This window comes from Streptomyces sp. YIM 98790 (assembly GCF_011421595.1).
Lineage (GTDB): Bacteria > Actinomycetota > Actinomycetes > Streptomycetales > Streptomycetaceae > Streptomyces.
Map to the genome: position 1 here is coordinate 1 of NZ_WTLH01000029.1, position 17,910 is coordinate 17,910.

12 protein-coding genes are annotated in these 17,910 nt (G+C 73.7%); 6 read left to right on the forward strand and 6 right to left on the reverse strand.

Features of this window, described 5'->3' with window-relative positions:
- Nucleotides 1-86: 86 nt before the first annotated feature.
- The 3 genes from araA (GQS09_RS07760) to GQS09_RS07770 form a co-directional block, all read right to left on the reverse strand.
- Nucleotides 87-1,580 carry an L-arabinose isomerase gene (gene araA, locus GQS09_RS07760; RefSeq protein WP_165985252.1) on the reverse strand — a complete coding sequence of 498 codons (1,494 nt, stop codon included), beginning with the start codon at nt 1,578-1,580 and terminating at the stop codon, nt 87-89.
- A 169-nt stretch (nt 1,581-1,749) separates the two neighbouring features.
- On the reverse strand, nt 1,750-3,426 hold the full coding sequence (araB, locus tag GQS09_RS07765) for a ribulokinase (RefSeq protein WP_165985253.1): 1,677 nt from the start codon (nt 3,424-3,426) through the stop codon (nt 1,750-1,752).
- Nucleotides 3,427-3,576: 150 nt separating this feature from the next.
- Nucleotides 3,577-4,563 carry a LacI family DNA-binding transcriptional regulator gene (locus tag GQS09_RS07770; protein WP_165985287.1) on the reverse strand — a complete coding sequence of 329 codons (987 nt, stop codon included), beginning with the start codon at nt 4,561-4,563 and terminating at the stop codon, nt 3,577-3,579.
- Between the two features lie 379 nt (nt 4,564-4,942).
- On the opposite strand from GQS09_RS07770, the gene GQS09_RS07775 reads away from it, so the two are divergent.
- From GQS09_RS07775 to yjfF, 4 genes are all read left to right on the forward strand, one after another.
- On the forward strand, nt 4,943-5,920 hold the full coding sequence (locus GQS09_RS07775) for an ABC transporter substrate-binding protein (protein WP_165985254.1): 978 nt from the start codon (nt 4,943-4,945) through the stop codon (nt 5,918-5,920).
- A gap of 117 nt (nt 5,921-6,037) precedes the next feature.
- Entirely contained in the window at nt 6,038-7,594 is a 1,557-nt protein-coding gene (locus GQS09_RS07780; RefSeq protein ID WP_165985255.1) for a sugar ABC transporter ATP-binding protein, read from the forward strand.
- Nucleotides 7,591-8,607, forward strand: a complete 1,017-nt coding sequence (locus GQS09_RS07785; protein ID WP_165985256.1) for an ABC transporter permease — start codon at nt 7,591-7,593, stop codon at nt 8,605-8,607. The genes GQS09_RS07780 and GQS09_RS07785 overlap by 4 nt, the downstream gene beginning before the upstream one ends.
- The gene (gene yjfF / locus GQS09_RS07790; protein WP_165985257.1) at nt 8,604-9,611 is read left to right on the forward strand and encodes a galactofuranose ABC transporter, permease protein YjfF; all 1,008 of its coding nucleotides are present in this window, start codon (nt 8,604-8,606) and stop codon (nt 9,609-9,611) included. The genes GQS09_RS07785 and yjfF overlap by 4 nt, the downstream gene beginning before the upstream one ends.
- Before the next feature lie 129 nt (nt 9,612-9,740).
- Here yjfF and araD read toward each other — a convergent pair whose 3' ends face one another.
- The gene (araD, locus tag GQS09_RS07795; protein WP_165985258.1) at nt 9,741-10,466 is read right to left on the reverse strand and encodes an L-ribulose-5-phosphate 4-epimerase AraD; all 726 of its coding nucleotides are present in this window, start codon (nt 10,464-10,466) and stop codon (nt 9,741-9,743) included.
- 53 nt (nt 10,467-10,519) lie between these two features.
- Nucleotides 10,520-12,031 carry an L-arabinose isomerase gene (gene araA, locus GQS09_RS07800; RefSeq protein ID WP_165985259.1) on the reverse strand — a complete coding sequence of 504 codons (1,512 nt, stop codon included), beginning with the start codon at nt 12,029-12,031 and terminating at the stop codon, nt 10,520-10,522.
- A gap of 339 nt (nt 12,032-12,370) precedes the next feature.
- Between araA (GQS09_RS07800) and GQS09_RS07805 the strand changes: the two genes are divergently transcribed.
- Nucleotides 12,371-13,747 carry an alpha/beta hydrolase domain-containing protein gene (locus tag GQS09_RS07805; RefSeq protein WP_207957565.1) on the forward strand — a complete coding sequence of 459 codons (1,377 nt, stop codon included), beginning with the start codon at nt 12,371-12,373 and terminating at the stop codon, nt 13,745-13,747.
- A 468-nt stretch (nt 13,748-14,215) separates the two neighbouring features.
- Nucleotides 14,216-16,555 (forward strand): polyprenyl synthetase family protein, encoded by a 2,340-nt coding sequence (locus GQS09_RS30620; RefSeq protein ID WP_165985260.1) that lies wholly within the window; start codon nt 14,216-14,218, stop codon nt 16,553-16,555.
- On the opposite strand, the gene GQS09_RS07815 is transcribed toward GQS09_RS30620, so the two are convergent.
- Nucleotides 16,531-17,901 carry a glycerate kinase gene (locus GQS09_RS07815; protein WP_165985261.1) on the reverse strand — a complete coding sequence of 457 codons (1,371 nt, stop codon included), beginning with the start codon at nt 17,899-17,901 and terminating at the stop codon, nt 16,531-16,533. The two genes, GQS09_RS30620 and GQS09_RS07815, sit on opposite strands and share 25 nt — an antisense overlap.
- Nucleotides 17,902-17,910 lie beyond the last annotated feature (9 nt).

Genomic DNA, 17,910 nt, shown 5'->3' on the forward strand with positions numbered 1-17,910 from the left:
GCCCGCCCCGCCCCGTCCGTGCGGGGCGGGCCCCTGCCCGGCGGCCCGCCCTGCGCGGCCGCCGGGTCGCCGGGCCGCCGCTCCGGTCAGGCCAGGCCCTGGGCGAGACGCCGGTAGGCCTGGTTCCAGGACAGCCGGTCGGCGAAGTCGTCCGGTGTCGTCCGGCCGTCGATCAGCACCAGCTCGGTGTCGGCCATGCGGGCGAAGTCGCGCAGCACGGCCGACCCGGCCCGGGTGAGGACCGTGTGGTGGGGGCCGCCCGCGATCAGCCAGCACTCGGCCGAGGTGGACAGGGAGGGGCGGGGCTGCCAGACCGCCCGGGCGACCGGCAGGCCCGGCAGCGGCTCGTCGGGGGCGACCACATCGATCTCGTTGGCCACCAGGCGGAAGCGGTCGCCGAGGTCCGCCAGGCCGATGACGGAGGCGGGGCCGGGCGCGGCGTCGAAGACCAGCCGCACCGGGTCCTCCCGGCCGCCGATGGACAGCGGGTGGATCTCGCAGGAGGGCCGGCCGCCGGCGAGGGACGGGCAGACCTCCAGCATGTGCGCGCCGAGCACCTTCGGCTCGCCGGGGCCGAAGTGGTAGGTGTAGTCCTCCATGAAGGACGCCTGCGGGCCCATCGCCTTGACGGCGGCGAGCAGGGCCGCGGTCTTCCAGTCGCCCTCGCCGCCGAAGCCGTAGCCGTCGGCCATCAGCCGCTGCACGGCCAGGCCCGGCAGCTGACGCAGTCCGCCGAGGTCCTCGAAGTTGGTGGTGAAGGCCCCGAAGCCGCCGGCGGTGAGGAACTGGCGCAGCGCCGCCTCGATCCGGGCCGCGTAGCGCAGCGAGGCGTGGCGTTCGCCGCCGGGGGCGAGCTCGGGCGCCAGCCGGTAGCGGTCGGCGTACTCCTCGACCAGGGGGTCGACGTCGCTCTCGGCCACCGCGTCCACCAGGTCGGCCAGTTCGGTGACCCCGTAGGTGTTGACGCTCACCCCGAAACGGAGTTCGGCCTCGACCTTGTCGCCCTCGGTGACCGCCACGTCGCGCATGTTGTCGCCGAAGCGGGCCAGGCGCAGCGTGCGCAGCTTCCGGTGGCCGAGCGCGGCGGCGGTCCAGTCGGCGATGCGCCCGGCCACCTGCGGGTCCGACACGTGCCCGACGACGGTCTTGCGATGCACCCCCATGCGGGTCTGGATGTACCCGAACTCCCGGTCGCCGTGGGCGGCCTGGTTGAGGTTCATGAAGTCCATGTCGATGGTGGACCACGGCAGCGCCCGGTTGAGCTGGGTGTGCAGGTGCAGCAGCGGCTTGCGCAGCACGTCCAGGCCGGAGATCCACATCTTGGCCGGGGAGAAGGTGTGCATCCACGCGATCACCCCGACGCAGGCGGGGTCGGCGTTGGCCGCCTCCAGGGTCTGCCGGATGCCGGCGGAGTCCGTCAGCACCGGCTGCCACACGATCTCGGCGCCTATCCGGCCCGACCCGGCCAGCATGTGCTGGATCTGCCGGGACTGATCGGCGACCTGTTCCAGGGTCTTGGCGCCGTAGAGGTGCTGGCTGCCGGTCAGGAACCAGACCTGGGGCGTGGCGGCGGAAGTCATCGGTGATCCCCTCGTGGGCCGGTGGCCCGTAGACGTGTGGGTGGCGCTCGTGGGCCGGTCCGCCGCGGCGGGGGCGGCGGTCCGGTGTGCCGGGCCGGTGTGCGGGCCCGCTGACGGGCCGTGGACGGCCGGCGTGGTGGCGGGTGCGGCGCGTGCCGTGTCCGCCCGGCTACTCCGCTCCCCCGCCGGCGGCGGCGCGGCGGATCGCGCGCAGCCGGCGCATGACGTCGTTGCCGCCGCGGCCGAAGTGGTCGTGCAGCTTCAGGTATTCGGCGAACAGCAGCCGGTAGGCCGCGGCGGCCTCCGGATCGGGCCGGTAGACCGCGCGCTCGACCGAGCCCATGGCCGCGGCGGCGGCACGGATGCCGGGGTGGGCGCCGGCCGCGACCGCCGCGTGCAGCGCGGAGCCGAGGGCCGGTCCCTGGGCGGAGCCGATGACCGACAGCGGCATGTCCAGGACGTCCGCGTAGATCTGCATCAGCACCGGGTTGCGCAGCAGTCCGCCCGCGACGATGAGTTCGGTCACCGGCACGCCGGCCTCGGCGAAGGAGTCGACGATGACCCGGGTGCCGAACGCGGTGGCCTCCAGCAGCGCCCGGTAGACGTCCTCGGCGCGGGTGGACAGGGTCTGGCCGAGCACCACGCCGGACAGTTCGTGGTCCACCAGCACCGACCGGTTCCCGCTGTGCCAGTCCAGCGCGATCAGCCCGTGCTCGCCGACCCGCTGCCCGGCGGCCAGCTCGGTCAGCAGCTCGTGGACGCTGATGCCGCGTTCCCGGGCCTGCTCGTGGTAGGCGGGCGGCACCTGGTTGGCGACGTACCAGGCGAAGATGTCGCCGACGCCGCTCTGGCCCGCCTCGTAGCCCCACAGGCCGGGGACGATGCCGCCGTCCACCACCCCGCACATGCCGGGCACCTCGCGCAGCACGTCGCCGCTCATCACGTGGCAGGTGGAGGTGCCCATGATGGCCACCATCTGCCCGGGTTCGACGGCGCCCGCGGCGGGCGCGGTGACATGGGCGTCCACATTGCCGACCGCGACCGCGATGCCCTCGGGCAGCCCGGTCCAGGCCGCGGCCTCGGCGGTGAGCCCGCCGGCCCGGTCGCCGAGGCTGCCGACGGGCTGGTCCAGCTTGTCGGTCACGAAGCCGGCGAAGCCGGGGTTGAGGCCGGCCAGGAAGTCCGGCGAGGGGTAGCCGCCGTCCTGGCGGATGCCCTTGTAGCCGGCGGTGCAGGCGTTGCGGACGTAGCGGCCGGTGAGCCGCCAGACGATCCAGTCCGCGGCCTCCACCCAGCGGTCCATCGCGGCATAGACCTCGGGGGCCTCCTCCAGCACCTGCAGGCCCTTGGCGAACTCCCATTCGGAGGAGATCAGGCCGCCGTAGCGGGGCAGCCACTTCTCGCCGCGCTGCCGGGCCAGCTCGTTGATCCGGTCCGCCTGGGGCTGGGCGGCGTGGTGCCGCCAGAGTTTGACGTAGGCGTGCGGCTCCCCGGCGAATCGGGGCAGGTCGCACAGCGGGGTGCCGTCCGCCGTGGTCGGCACCATGGTGCAGGCGGTGAAGTCGGTGCCGAGGCCGATCACCTGCGCCGGGTCGGCCCCGGCGTCGGCCATCGCGGCAGGGACGGCGGTGCGCAGCACGTCGAGGTAGTCCTCGGGCACCTGGAGCGCCCAGTCCGGGGGGAGCGGCCTGCCGGTGGCGGGCAGGACGCGGTCCAGCACCCCGTGCCGGTACTCGTGCACGGCGGTGCCGAGCTCGGCTCCGTCGCGCACCCGGACCACCACCGCGCGGCCGGAGAGGGTGCCGAAGTCGACACCCACCACGAGCGGCTCGGATTCGTCGGCCATGAAGTCACCTTCGGAAATGTCGGGGGCTTTGTTCGCCCGCTGATTGTTATCGCTAACAATCTTGTGGTCGGCGTTCTCCGTCAAGAGTCCGGGCGGTCCCGGGCCGCCGGGCCCGCCGGGCACCGGCGGGCCCGGCGGCCGGGTCTCCGGTCAGCGCGGCGGGGCCGCCACGCTGCCCCGCTCCACCAGCGTGGGGGTGAGGATCCGCCGGGCCGGGCCCGGCTCCCCGGCGGCGATCCGCTTCAGCAGCAGATTCAGGGTCTCGGTGGCCACCGCGTCGAAGTCCGGGCGCACGGTGGTCAGCGGCGGGATGAAGTAGGCGGCCTCCGGCACGTCGTCGAAGCCGATCACGCTCACCTCGCCGGGCACCGGCCGGCCGCGCTCGTTCATCGCCCGCAGAATGCCCAGCGCCAGATGGTCGTTGGCCGCGAACACCGCGGTGACCTCGGGCATGCGGGCCAGCATCTGCCCCGCGTGGTAGCCGGATGACGCGCTCCAGTCGGCCGGGGTGACCGGCGGGACCTCCGCGCCGGCCTCCTCCAGCGCCCGCTGCCAGCCCCGCACCCGGCCGGCGGCGTCGAACCAGTCGGGCGGGCCGGAGACATGCCAGACCGTCCGGTGGCCCGCGTCCAGCAGGTGGCGGGTGGCGGCCCGGGCCCCCGCCTCCTGGTCCACGGTGACCAGGGCGGCGGCGCGTTCCGGGTCGCCGTCCACGGTCACCACGGGAACGGCGGCGGGCACCTCGGCCAGCGCCTCGTTCGCCGAGGCGGTCGGGGCGATGACCACGATGCCGGCGACCCGCTGATCGCGGTGGTGCTCCACGGCGGCGGCGATGGACGGCCGGTCCAGCACCCTGACCCGCCGCACGCTCACCGAGAACCCCGCCGCCCCCGCGGCGAGTTCGAAGGCGGCCAGCAGGGAGGCGGGACCGAACAGGGTCGAGTTCGGCGCCACCACCCCGAGCAGCTGGGACCGCCCGGTGACCAGGGTGCGGGCCGCCCGGTTGGGCCGGTAGCCCAGCTCCTCTATGGCGGCCCGCACCCGAAGCCGGGTCTGCTCGCGCACGTTGGGGTGGCCGTTGAGCACGCGGGACACCGTCTGGTGGGAAACGCCCGCGAGCCGGGCGACATCGGTCATGGCCGGTGCGCGTGTCGACTGGCCGCCCTCTGAGTCTTCCACCCGTACTCCCTGAGATTTCCGGTGTTCTGTTCCGCACCGCCGGTTGTTAACGGTAACCGCGGGACGCTGCCGGCCGGTCCGGCGCACCGCGCGGCCAACCGGGAGTCTACGCACCCCACGACGGCGTCCGGTGGCGGTGCGAAGGCCCTGACCCTCGGGGCAGAACGAAAGGTGAGCGCTAACATAACCGAGCTCCGCAGACGTGGCAACGACGCGAAAATCTGCTTCCCAGGGGTTGACGGCCCTATTGTGAGCGCTCACTCTTGACGCCTAGTGACCCCGGTCACCAAGCCCGCCGCTGCGGGCGCGGACGGTTGTTGACCACGGAGGATGAGCAGTGCTTAAGAAGATCACCAAGGCCGCCGGCGCGGTCCTGCTGCTGGCAACGCTGGCCGCCTGCGGCGGCAGCGATTCGGATTCCGGCTCCCCCGGGGGCAAGGACGACGGCACGATCACCATGGGCTTCTCACAGGTGGGCGCGGAGAGCGGGTGGCGCACGGCGAACACCAAGTCCATCCAGGAGGCCGCCGAAGCCGCCGGCATCGAACTGCAGTTCTCCGATGCCCAGCAGAAGCAGGAGAACCAGATCAAGGCCATCCGCTCGTTCATCCAGCAGAAGGTGGACGTCATCGCCTTCAGCCCGGTCGTGGAGACCGGCTGGGACGCGGTGCTGCTGGAGGCCAAGCGGGCCGGCATCCCGGTCATCCTCACCGACCGCGCGATCGACTCCGACGACACCTCGCTCTACGAGTCCTTCCTCGGCTCGGACTTCGTCGAGGAGGGCCGCAAGGCCGGCCAGTGGCTGGTGGACAACACCGAGGGCCCGGTCAATGTGGTCGAGCTCCAGGGCACCACGGGCGCCGCGCCCGCCATCGACCGCAAGGAGGGCTTCGAGGAGATCATCGCCGAGCGGCCCGACATCAAGATCGTGGCCACCCAGAGCGGCGACTTCACCCGCGCGGGCGGCAAGCAGGTCATGGAGGCCTTCCTGAAGTCCACCCCGGACATCGACGTGGTGTACGCGCACAACGACGACATGGGGCTGGGCGCCATCGAGGCCATCAAGGCGGCCGGCAAGAAGCCGGGCGAGGACATCAAGATCATCACCGTGGACGCGGTCAAGGACGGCATGCAGGCCCTGGCCGACGGCGAGATCAACTTCATCGTCGAGTGCAACCCGCTGCTCGGCGAGCAGCTGATGGACCTCGCGGAGAAGGTCGTGGCCGGCGAGGAGGTCCCCAAGCGGGTGGTCACCGAGGAGACCACGTTCACCCAGGAGCAGGCCAAGGCCGTGCTCCCGGAGCGCCAGTACTGATCCGCGCGACGGTCCCCGCCACCGCGGTCTCCCCCGCCCGGGCAGCCTTCCGGCCTGCCCCGCGGCCCGGGAGCGGTGGCGGGGACCACCGTATCCCTCACGAAGAAAGCACTGGTCATGACCGATTCCTCAGCGCATGAAGGCGCTCCGGTGGTCGACATGCGCGGCATCAGCGTCGAGTTCCCGGGCGTCAAGGCGCTCTCGGAGGTCGACTTCCGGCTCTTCCCGGGTGAAGTGCATGCCCTGATGGGCGAGAACGGGGCGGGCAAGTCCACGTTGATCAAGGCACTCACCGGTGTGTACCGGACAAGCGCGGGCACCATCCGGCTGAACGGCCGGACGGTGGCGTTCACCGGCCCCGCCCAGGCGCAGCAGGCGGGCATCAGCACCGTCTACCAGGAAGTGAACCTCTGCGCCAACCTGACCGTGGCGGAGAACATCCTGCTCGGCCGGGAGCCGCGCCGCTTCGGCGGCATCGACGGCCGGGCCACCCGGGCCGCAGCCGCCGGGCTGCTGCGGCGCATCGGCCTGGACATCGACCCGGCGTCCCAGCTGAGCAGCCACCCCATCGCGGTGCAGCAGCTGGTGGCGATCGCGCGGGCGCTCGCCGTGCAGGCGCAGGTCCTGGTCCTGGACGAACCGACCTCCAGCCTGGACGCGGACGAGGTCGCCGAACTCTTCCGGATCATCCGGGTGCTGCGCGCGGAGGGGGTGGCGATCCTGTTCGTCTCCCACTTCCTGGACCAGGTGTACGAGATCGCCGACCGGATGACCGTGCTGCGCAACGGCCGCCTCGTCGGGGAGTACCCGACCGGGAAACTGAGCCGCCTGGACCTGGTGTCCGCCATGCTCGGCCGCGAACTCGGAACGCTGGACGAGGTGCAGCGGCGGTCCGACCGCCGCACTCCCGGCTCCGACCCGGTGCTCCAGGCCCGCGGTCTGGGCCGCACGGGCGCGATCGCGCCCTTCGATCTGGAGATCCACGCCGGCGAGGTGGTGGGGCTGGCCGGGCTGCTCGGCTCGGGCCGCACCGAACTGGCCCGGCTGCTGTTCGGCGCGGACCGTCCGGACCGCGGCACCCTCGCGGTGGACGGGAAGCCCGTGCGCCTGCGCGGACCGCGGTCGATGATCTCGCAGGGGGTCGCGTTCTGCTCGGAGGACCGCAAGGGCGAGGGCGTGATCGCGGACCTCAGTGTGCGCGACAACCTGGTGCTGGCCATGCAGGCCGCGCGGGGCTGGGCCCGTCCCGTGCCGCGCCGCACCGCCGAGTCCCTGGTCGAGGAGTACATCGGGAAGCTCGACATCCGGCCGGCCGACCCGGACGCGGTGATCAGCAATCTCTCCGGCGGCAACCAGCAGAAGGTGCTGCTCGCGCGGTGGCTGGTGACCCGGCCCCGGCTGCTGATCCTGGACGAGCCCACCCGGGGCATCGACGTCGGTGCCAAGGCGCAGATTCAGAAGGTGGTGGCGGACCTGGCCGCCGAGGGCATGGCGGTGGTCTTCATCTCCGCCGAACTGGAGGAAGTGGTACGGGTGTCGGACCGGGTCGTGGTGCTGCGCGACCGGCACATGGTGGCGGAACTCGACGGCCACGACGTCTCCGTGGACGACGTCATGGCGGCGATCGCCGCGCAGGGCGGCCAGACCGGGCATCCGGCGGCGGTGGCCTCATGAAGCCGGGACACCTTCTCTGGCCGCTGGCCGCGCTGGCCGCGCTGATCGTGCTCAATGTGATCGTCACACCGTCCTTCCTGGACATCAGGCTGCAGGACGGCCATCTGTTCGGCAGCACCATCGACATCCTGCGCAACGGGGCGCCGACGATGCTCATCGCCGTCGGCATGACCCTGGTGATCGCCACCCGCGGCATCGACCTCTCGGTGGGGGCGGTCGCCGCCATCGCGGGCGCGATCGCCTGCACCTGGATCGCCGACGGCGGCAACGCCGTCACCGCCATGGTGATGGCGCTGGGCGTGTGCATCCTGCTCGGGCTGTGGAACGGATTCCTGGTCACCGTCGTGGGCATCCAGCCGATCATCGCCACCCTGGTGCTGATGACGGCGGGGCGCGGTGTGGCGATGCTGCTCACCGAGGGGCAGATCATCACCATCAACGACTCCCTCTACAGCAAGATCGGCGCGGGCTTCGTGGTGCTGCCGGTGGCGATCCTGATCAGCCTGGCCGTGCTGGGCGGTGTCGCACTGCTGACCCGCCGCACCGCCCTGGGCATGCTGATCGAAGCGGTCGGGGTCAACCCGCAGGCCAGCAGGCTGGCCGGGGTCCGCTCGCGCACCATCATCTGGACGGTCTACGTCTTCGCCGCGCTGTGCGCGGGTGTCGCGGGCCTGATGATCAGCTCCAACGTCAATGCCGCGGACGCCAACAGTGCCGGGCTGTGGATCGAGATGGACGCGATCCTCGCCGTGGTCATCGGCGGCACCTCGCTGGCGGGCGGCCGCTACTCGCTGGCCGGGACCCTGGTCGGTGCCCTGGTGATCCAGACCCTGACCACCACCGTCTACACCATCGGCGTCCCGACCAACGTCACCCTGGTGTTCAAGGCCCTCGTGGTGATCGCCGTGTGCCTGCTCCAGTCGCCGCGCACCGCCGGCCTGCTGCGTGGCCGGCGCGGGCCCAGGAAGCCCTCCGTTTCCGTTCCGCGTCCCCAGGAGGTGGGCGTCCGATGAGCGTTCCGGCCCTCTCGCGTCTCCCCGGGCGCCTGCTTCCCTCCCGCCTCCCCCAGCGCTTCCTGCCGGTGGTCGCCACCTTCGCGGTCTTCGTGGTCACCTTCGGGGTCGGCTCGTTCCGCTACGAGGGCTTCGCCTCCGGGCAGGTGGTGGCGAACCTGTTCGTCGACAACGCGTTTCTCATCGTGCTCGCCGTCGGGATGACCTTCGTGATCCTCACCGGGGGCATCGACCTGTCCGTGGGCGCGGTGGCCGCGCTGTCGACCATGATCGCCGCCGCCACCCTGCAGGCCGGCTGGCCGCCGTGGCTGGCGGTGCTCACCGTGCTCGCCGCGGGCAGCACCCTGGGCCTGCTGATGGGCCTGGTCATCCACTACTTCGACGTGCAGCCCTTCATCGTCACGCTGGCCGGCATGTTCCTGGCCCGCGGGCTGTGCTTCCTCATCAGCGTGGAGTCGGTGTCCATCCAGGACCCCGCCTTCCGCGACCTCGCGACCGCGACCCTCACCCTGCCCGGCGACATCCTGGTGACCTGGAGCGTGGTCATCGCCCTGGCCGCCGTGGCGGTCGCCGTGTACGTGCTGCATCTGACCCGCTTCGGCCGCACCGTGTACGCGGTGGGGGGCAGCGAGTCCTCGGCCCGGCTGATGGGTCTGGCCACCAGCCGCACCAAGGTGGGGGTCTACGCGGTCAGCGGGTTCTGCTCGGCGCTGGGCGGTCTGCTGTTCAGCCTCTACATGCTCTCCGGCTACGGCCTGCACGCGGTGGGCATGGAACTGGACGTGATCGCCGCCGTGGTGATCGGCGGCACCCTGCTGTCGGGCGGCGTCGGCTACGTGGCGGGCTCGGTGGCGGGCGTGCTGGTGCTCGGCACCGTGCAGACCCTGATCTCCTTCGAGGGCACCCTCAGCTCCTGGTGGACCAAGATCGTCATCGGGGTGCTGCTGCTGGCCTTCATCATTCTCCAGCGCCTCATCGTCCGGCAGCCGGCGCTGAAGACCTGAGCGGACATCACCGGCCCGGCACACCGACGGCCGGCCGCCCCCGCGCCTGGCGGGGGCGGCCGGCCGTCCGGCTTCCGGACCCGGCCCCCCGGACCCCCGGGCCCCCCGGGCCCCCCGGGCCCCTGGACCTCAGACCCGGAGACCGGCCTCGGGATTGCCGTAGTAGGCGCCGGGGCCGTGCTTGCGGGTGTAGTGCCGGTCCAGCAGGTGCTGCGGCGGTGCGGCCGGCGGGGCCAGCTCCATGGTGCGCAGGGCCATCTCGGCGACGGCTTCGCAGATCACCGCGTGCTCGAAGGACTTCCGGGCACTGCTCCCCCAGGTGAAGGGCCCGTGGTGGGCGACCAGCGCCGCGGGAACCTCCTCGGCGCGACGGTCGTCGCCCCGGAGCATCTCCACGATGGCGCGGCCGGTGTTGTACTCGTAGTTCTCGGCGCACTGTTCGGCGGTGAGGTCCGGGGTGCAGGGCACCGGGCCGTTGAAGGTGTCGGCGTGCGTGGTGCCCAGCACCGGGATGTCCCGGCGGGCCTGGGCGAAGGCGACGGCGTGCGTGGAGTGGGTGTGGGTGACGCCGCCTATGGAGGGGAAGGCCAGATACAGGCAGCGGTGGGTCTCGGTGTCGGTGGAGGGCCGCAGGTCGCCGTCGACCACGGCCCCGTCGGAAAGCCGCACGGTGACCAGGTCCCGGGCGGTGAGGCGGTCGTAGGAGACGCCGGAGGGCTTGATGACGAAGACGCCTGCCTCGCGGTCCACCCCGCTGACGTTGCCCCACGTGAGGGTGGCCAGCCCGGCCTCGGGGATGGCCAGGTTGGCCTGGAGTACCTCCTGGCGCAGGGCGTCCGGGACGGTGGCGGTCATGCGGGGTGTTCCTTTCCTGGGCTCGGTCGGGGCCTGGGCGCGGCGGCGGGGGATCACGGGCTGCGGGTGAGGCGGTAGTACGCCTGGTTCCAGCGGATCTCCTTGGCGAGCTGCCCGGGGGTGGTGTCCGCGCCGATGGCGAGGAGTTCCACCCCGCACATGTCGGCGAAGTCGGTGAGCACCTCGGTGGTCAGGGCGGAGCTGAGCACGGTGTGGTGCGGTGCGCCGGCCAGCAGCCAGCTCTCGGCGGACTCGGCGAAGGAGGGGCGCGGTTCCCACACCGCGCGGGCGACCGGCAGCCTGCCCAGCGGCAGGGCCGGGGGCACGAGTTCCACCTCGTTGAGGGTGAGCCGGAAGCGGTCCCCGAGGTCGGAGAGGCCGACCACCACACCGGGGCCGGGCGCGGCGTCGAACACCAGGCGCACCGGGTCCTCCCGGCCGCCGATGGAGAGCGGGTGGATCTCGCAGCTCGGGGTGGCCGCCGCGATGGACGGACAGACCTCCAGCATGTGGGCGCCCAGGATCCTCGGCGTGCCCGGGCCCAGGTCGTAGGTGTAGTCCTCCATGAAGGAGGTGCCGCCGGGCAGTCCCTCGGCCATGACCTTCATGACGCGCAGCAGGGCCGCGGTCTTCCAGTCGCCCTCGCCGCCGAAGCCGTAGCCGTCGGCCATCAGCCGCTGCACGGCCAGGCCCGGCAGCTGACGCAGACCGCCGAGGTCCTCGAAGTTGGTGGTGAAGGCGGTGAAGCCGCCCTCGGCGAGGAAGGTGCGCAGGCCGGCCTCGATGCGGGCGGCGTAGCGCAGGGACTCGTGCCGCGGGCCGCCGCGCCGCAGCGCGTGCACCACCCGGTACTGGTCCTCGTAGGCCTCGACCAGCTCGTCGACGTCCTTCGCGGCGACGGCGTCCACCACCTCCACGAGGTCGTTGACGCCATGGGTGTTGACGGAGAAGCCGAAGCGGATCTGTGCCTCGACCTTGTCTCCCTCGGTGACGGCGACGTCGCGCATGTTGTCGCCGAAGCGGGCCAGCCGCAGGGTGCGTGCGGCGTGCCGGCCCGCGGCGGCGCGCGCCCAGTCGGTGATCCGCCGCCGCGTGCGGGGGTCGCTGAAGTGGCCGGCGACGATCTTCCGCGGCAGGCCGAGGCGGGCTTCGAGGTGGGCGGTCTCCCGGTCCCCGTGCGCCGCCTGGTTGAGGTTCATGAAATCCATGTCGATGCTCTGCCAGGGCAGCGACAGGTTGTACTGGGTGTGCAGGTGCAGCACGGGCCGGTCCAGGACGCTCAGGCCGGCAATCCACATCTTGGCCGGCGAGAAGGTGTGCATCCAGACGATGACCCCGATGCAGCTGTCGGAGGTGGCGGCCTCCAGGCACAGCCGGCGGATCGTCTCGGCGTCGGTGAGCACCGGTTTCCACACCAGGCGGGCGGGCATCCCGGGGGTCTCGGAGAGGGACTCCGCCACATCGCGGGACTGCTCGGCGACCTGGCGCAGGGTCTCCTCGCCGTAGAGGTCCTGGCTGCCGGTGAGGAACCAGATCTCCCGGTCCCGGCGGGGCTGCTCGGTCATGCGCTCGCTCCTTGCGTACCCGTGCACTGCTCAGGCGGTTCGACATACCGAACAGCGTTCGAGATCCTGAAGGGAACGTATCCGCCCCGGCTTTGCCCTGTCAACGGCGCCCGCGGTGGCGTGAGCAGCGCCGCAGCGGGCGGGTGCGGAACTGCCGGGCCCGTGTGCTCCGGGGGCGCTTCGCCCCCGGTGGCCCGGCGGCGCCGGGGTCCCGGCGGACGCAGGGCGCCGGCCGTTCCGAGGCCGGTGATCCGGCCGATGGGTTCCGCGGCCCCGCTGGCCATCCTCCTCACAGACGGGCGGACGCACGGTCCGTCCGGGGAGAGGAGCCAGACGCACATGACCGCATGGCGCACAACGTCGCGGATTCTGCCGGCCGTTCTGGTCGCCGCCGCGCTGACCGGAGGGACCGCCGATGCCGCCCCGCGGCCGGCGCCGGCGGACGGCCTGCCGGTCGTGCAGGGCCCGGTCGCCGGCACGGTGCCCGGTGATCCCTCGGCCCCGCGGGTCGAGGACACCTATCCGTGGATGTCCACGGTCACGGATCTGGCCGCCGCCGGATACGTGGAGGAGGAGTTCTACCTGTCCGGGGAGGCGGACGGCTACGGCCCCACCGGCGAACTCGTCGCCTCCGACGTGCCGTACACCACCCGCATCATCGTCCGGCGCCCCGCCGACCCCGGCCGCTTCAACGGCACCGTCCTCACCGAGTGGCAGAACGTCACGGCCGGCCACGACCTCGACGCGCTGTGGTCCCCCGAGCAGATCATCCGCGAGGGATACGCCTGGGTGGGCGTCTCCGCCCAGCGGGTCGGCGTGAACCAGCTGCGCGACTGGAGCCCCGCCCGCTACGGAGAGCTCGACGTCACCGGCGAGGGCCGGTTCCTGGCCGACGAGCTGTCCTACGACGTGTTCGCGCAGGCCGCCCGCGCCCTGCGCAGCCGCGAGGGCACCGCCCCGCTGGGCCCGCTCAGGGCCAGGACGGTGCTGGCCGTCGGAGCGTCGCAGTCCGCCGGGCGGATGACCGTCTACTACGACCACGTCCTGCCGCAGACCGAACCCGTCTTCGACGCCTTCGCCCACATCGTGGGCCCGGCGCCGTCCCGGAAGGGCGAGGAACCGGTGTTCCACGTCCTGTCGGAGACCGACGTGCGCACCCCGGTGCGGCGGCCCGACGACGACCGCTACCGCCGCTGGGAGGTCGCCGGCACCGCGCACTCCGGATGGCACGGCCAGGACTACCGGCGCCCGGTGCTGACCCGCGACCTCGGCGCCGCACCCGTCTACCAGTGCGACCGGCCGCCGTTCAGCCGGGCTCCGCTGCACCATGTGATCGCCGCCGCCTACCACCACCTCGTGCGGTGGGACCGCTACGGCGTCCGCCCGCCGACCGCACCCGCGCTGGAGTTCGCCCCGGACGGCACCAAGGCCCGTGACGGACTCGGGCTGGCGCTCGGCGGCATCAGGCTCTCCCAGGTGGCGGTGCCCACCGCGCTGAACACCGGCGACAACTCCGGGGAGACCTTCTGCGTCCTGTTCGGCACCCATGTCCCGTTCGACGAGGACCTGCTCGGCCGGCTCCACCGCTCGCACGGCGGCTACGTCTCCGCCGTCCACCGCGCCGACGCGCGCAACGTCCTGGCCGGCTACCTGCTGCCCGGCGACGCCCGGCAGAACCTCAGGGAGGCCGCCGCGTCCGGCGTCGGGAAACGCTGACCGGCCGCCGGGCGGCCGGCAGCCGCGCCGTCACCGGTCGTGCGGGAACCGGCAGGAGCATCGGGGACGGCCCGGACGAGCGGGCCATCGGGGCGGGCGGGCCATGGCCGGCCGGCTCGCCCGGCGGCCGCGGCCCGGCACCGGGCGGGACGAGGGCTGAAGCAGGCACCGGCGGCCGGGGCCGTGCTGGTGCTGGCCCCGGCTTCCGGCGTCGTGTGCGGGCCGGTGGCGCCGCCGCCGAGGCGCTGTACCGCCGCGGTGCCCACGTGTGGCAGCAGCCCTCGCGCCTCTTCCGGGACCAGGGGCCCTCGTGCTCCGCGACGCGGTGGCGGTCTCCGTCGGCTCGGTCGCCGCGAGCAGCGGTGTCACACCCGTCGGGCACCCGCTCCGGCCGGACAGGCTTTCGATCGGGGCGGGGGCGGGCATGTCCCGACAGACAGCAGGAACCGGTGAAGGAAGGGGCCCGCCGTGACCGGAACCATGACCAGCCCGTTCCCCTTCCGGCAGGCCGATCTGCGGTTCGGCCGGCTGGTGGAGGGCGCGCACCGGACCCTGGGCCATTTCGCCGTCTGGCGGGACCGCAACGCCCCGCGCATCGCCGCGCACATCGACCGCTACACCGTGCACACCCGGCGGCTGGCCGCCGACCACCGTCGCCGCCGCCCCGCCCACCGGGACCATCTCGCCCGCGAGATCACCTACTTCGGGATCTACAACCTGGCCGAGGTGCCCGGCCCGGACCTGGTGGGCCGGGTGCTGGACGACGCCCCGCCCCGGCTGTCCGAGCTGCCGGACCGGCTGGCCCGCAGCTACCGCAGCCACGGTGCGCCCGGGCTGCTCGCCGCGCTGCACCGCGCCTTCCCCGTACTGCGCGATGCTCCCGAGGCGGACTGGCTGGCCGGGCGCCTGGAGCGTCTCCGCGCCGGGCTGCCCGAACGCGTGCTGCGGGAGGGCGGCATGGGCAAGGTGGCCAGGACCCTGGCCGGGGTGCTGGCCATCGCCGCCTACGACACCGCGGGGTGTCCCCGCGAGGAGCAGCGCGCGCATCTGCGGCGCACCGTGCTGGGCGGCTATGCGCTGGGCGCGGCCTACGCCATCGTGGACGACGCCTTCCACGACGCGCCGCCGGGCGTGCTGCCGCCCGGGGAGCGCGAGCGATGCCACCGGATGCTGCTGCACGGCCTGTGCGAGGGCGTGCCGCCGGAGCCCGGCGAGCTCCCGGACCATCCCCTCGCCGAGGAACTGGCGGACCTGCACCGGGCGCTGCTCGCCGACCGGCCCTTCGCCACCCATCGCCATCTGTACCGGGCGGCCACCGCCATGTATCTCGCGCAGGACCTGGACGCCGCCGTCCCGGGCCCGGAGCCCGGCGGCGGGGACCCGGCCACGCGCTACCCCTGCATGTTCGTCAAGGCCGGGATGAGCCGCTGCATCGCCAACATCCTGGGCCGCCGCGCACTGCCGGCCGGGTTCTACGCCCGCTGCGTCAACACCATCTTCCTCAGCCAGCTGCGCGACGACCTCAAGGACCGCGCCGAGGATCTGGCCGCGGGCCGTGCCACGGTCTTCACCCTGCCGCGGAACGGATCGGCGGCCAATCCGCTGTACGACATGTTCGCCTACGAGGCGTATGTCACCGCCGAGATCTACCGGGACGACCCGGTGGTGGCGGACACGCTCAGCTACTTCGGCGCCAAGTCGCTGGCCCCCCATCTGGCCGCCGATCCCGGTGCCGCCGCCCGCATCGCGGCGGAGTACGAGGCGACGCCGCAGATCCGTGCCTTCTTCGACACCGCGGCCGGGGCGCTGCGCAGCCGCCGGCTCCGGCGCCGGGTGCTGCCGTTCGACAAGCGGCTCAAGCAGCGGGTCGCCGACGTGTCCCGCGGCATCCCCCGCACCGGCCGGGACGTCCGGGTGTATTTCGCGGACCGGCTGCCGTACATCGACCGGGTGGTCCGCGGCTGGGCCCCGCCCGCCACGGACGGCACCGGCGGCGGGGACCGCGGGCTGGAGGAGATCATCGCGTACACCCTGCACGCCCCGGGCAAGCGGGTCCGGGCCGGCCTGACCCTGATGCTCGCCGACAGCCTGGGCGTGGCCCACCGGGACCTGGAGCCCCTGCTGGCCGCGGGCGAGATGTTCCACACCGCCAGCCTGATCTTCGACGACCTGCCCGCCCAGGACAACGCCGCCATGCGCCGGGGCCGGCCGGCCGCGCACACCGTGTACGACGAGGGCGCCGTGCAGCTGGCCGCGGTCTCGCTGATCTCCCGCGCCTTCGGCCTGCTCCCCCGGCTGTCCGGCAGGTTCCCGGCCCGCCGGGTCACCGAGGTGATCTCCTACGCCGGCACCGTGCTGGGCAGTGAACGGCTGTGCCGGGGCCAGCACCTGGACCTGTCCGCGGCTCACCGCCCGGCCGGTGCCCCGCCCGTCCCGGTCGCCGACATCCTCACCATGTACCGGCTGAAGACCTCCACCACGATCGAGTCGGCGCTGGTGCCGCTGATGCTGCTGCTGGACCGGCCGGACACCGAGGTGGAGGCGGTGTCCGGGTTCTCGGACGCCGCGGGGATCGTCTTCCAGCTCCGGGACGACCTGCTGGACGCCACCTCGGACGCCGCCGTGCTGGGCAAGTCGGCCGGCCAGGACCTGCGCAAGTCCAATGTGGTCCGGGACCACGGCGCCGCCGAGGCGCGGCGGCTGATGGCCGAACAGGTCCGGGCCGCGGACCGGGCCTGCGACCGGCTGCCCTTCGACACCGGGCTGCTGCGCGGGGCGGTGCGCTACTTCGCCTCCCGCCGGCGGTGAGGCTTCCGGGCCCGCGGGGGCGGCCCCGCGGCCCGCCCTGCGCCCGGCCCCGGTTCCGGCCCCGGCTCCGGCCCCGGTTCCGGCCGCGTCCCGGTCCCGGTCACCGGCCGTGGGCCCCGGTCCGCGAGCCCCCGGCCCAGCACCAGCAGCCGGGTGACGGCGGCCGCCGCGTCCGTCACGAACTCGGCGGACCGGGCCAGCGCCTCCTCCAGGGGCAGCGGGGCGGGCAGCACGCCCACGCAGACCTCGATGCCGGACTCGCGCGCCCGGTGCTCTCCGGGTCCCCAGCCGGGACCGACCGACCCGGCCAGCGCGATCACCGGCCGGCCCAGCCGCCGGGCCCGGCGCGCCACCTCGGCCGGGGTCTTGCCCGGGAAGGTCTGTTCGTCCAGCGCCCCCTCGGCGGTGATCACCAGATCCGCGCGGGCCAGCGGGCCGTCCAGGTCGATCCGGTCCAGCAGCAGGTCGAAACGGGGCACCAGGCGGGCGCCGAGCGCCGCCAGGCCGGCGCCCAGCCCGCCGGAGGCCCCGGTGCCCGGCCCGAGGCGCAGATCGGTCCGGGCGGCGGCGCCGGTCCGGGGCAGGTCGCGGCCGAGCACCCGGGCCCAGTTCTCCAGCCCGGCCGCCAGGGCCGCCACCCGGTCCGGTCCGGCTCCCTTCTGCGGCCCGTGGACGCGCGCGGTGCCGCGCGGCCCGCACAGCACACAGTGCGGATTGACGGCCGCCAGCAGCTCGGTGCGGGCCAGCCGCGGGTCCAGGCCGGCGGCGTCCGCCCGGTGCAGCCGGCACAGCGCGGCGCCGCCGGGCGGCAGGTCGCGGCCGTCCGCGTCCAGGAGCCGGACGCCCAGGGCGCGCAGCGCGCCCGCCCCGCCGTCGCAGGTGCCGGAGTCGCCGCAGCCGATCACGATCCGGCGGGCACCGGTGTCCAGGGCGGCGGAGATCAGCTCGCCGACGCCGTGCGTGGTGGCCGCGCCCGGGTCGCGGCGGGCGCGGGGCACCAGACGCAGTCCGGCGGCCGACGCCATCTCCACCACGGCGGTGGGCGGTCCGTCCCCGCCGAGCAGGGCGAAGCGGGCGGTCACCGGGTCGCCCAGCGGACCGGAGACGGTGACCGGGACGAGCCGGCCGCCGGTGGCCCGGGCCAGGGCGGCGGCGGTGCCCTCGCCGCCGTCGGGAACCGCGACGGTCTCCACCACGGCGGCGGGTTCGGCCCGCCGGACTCCCCCGGCGATGGCCGCGGCCACCTCGTCGGCGGTCAGCGCCTCTTTGAAACCGCTGCAGGCGACGGCGATCCGGATGCCGCGCGCCGCCGGAGCGGGGCCCCGGTACGGCTGCTGCTGCGGCATGCCCGCACC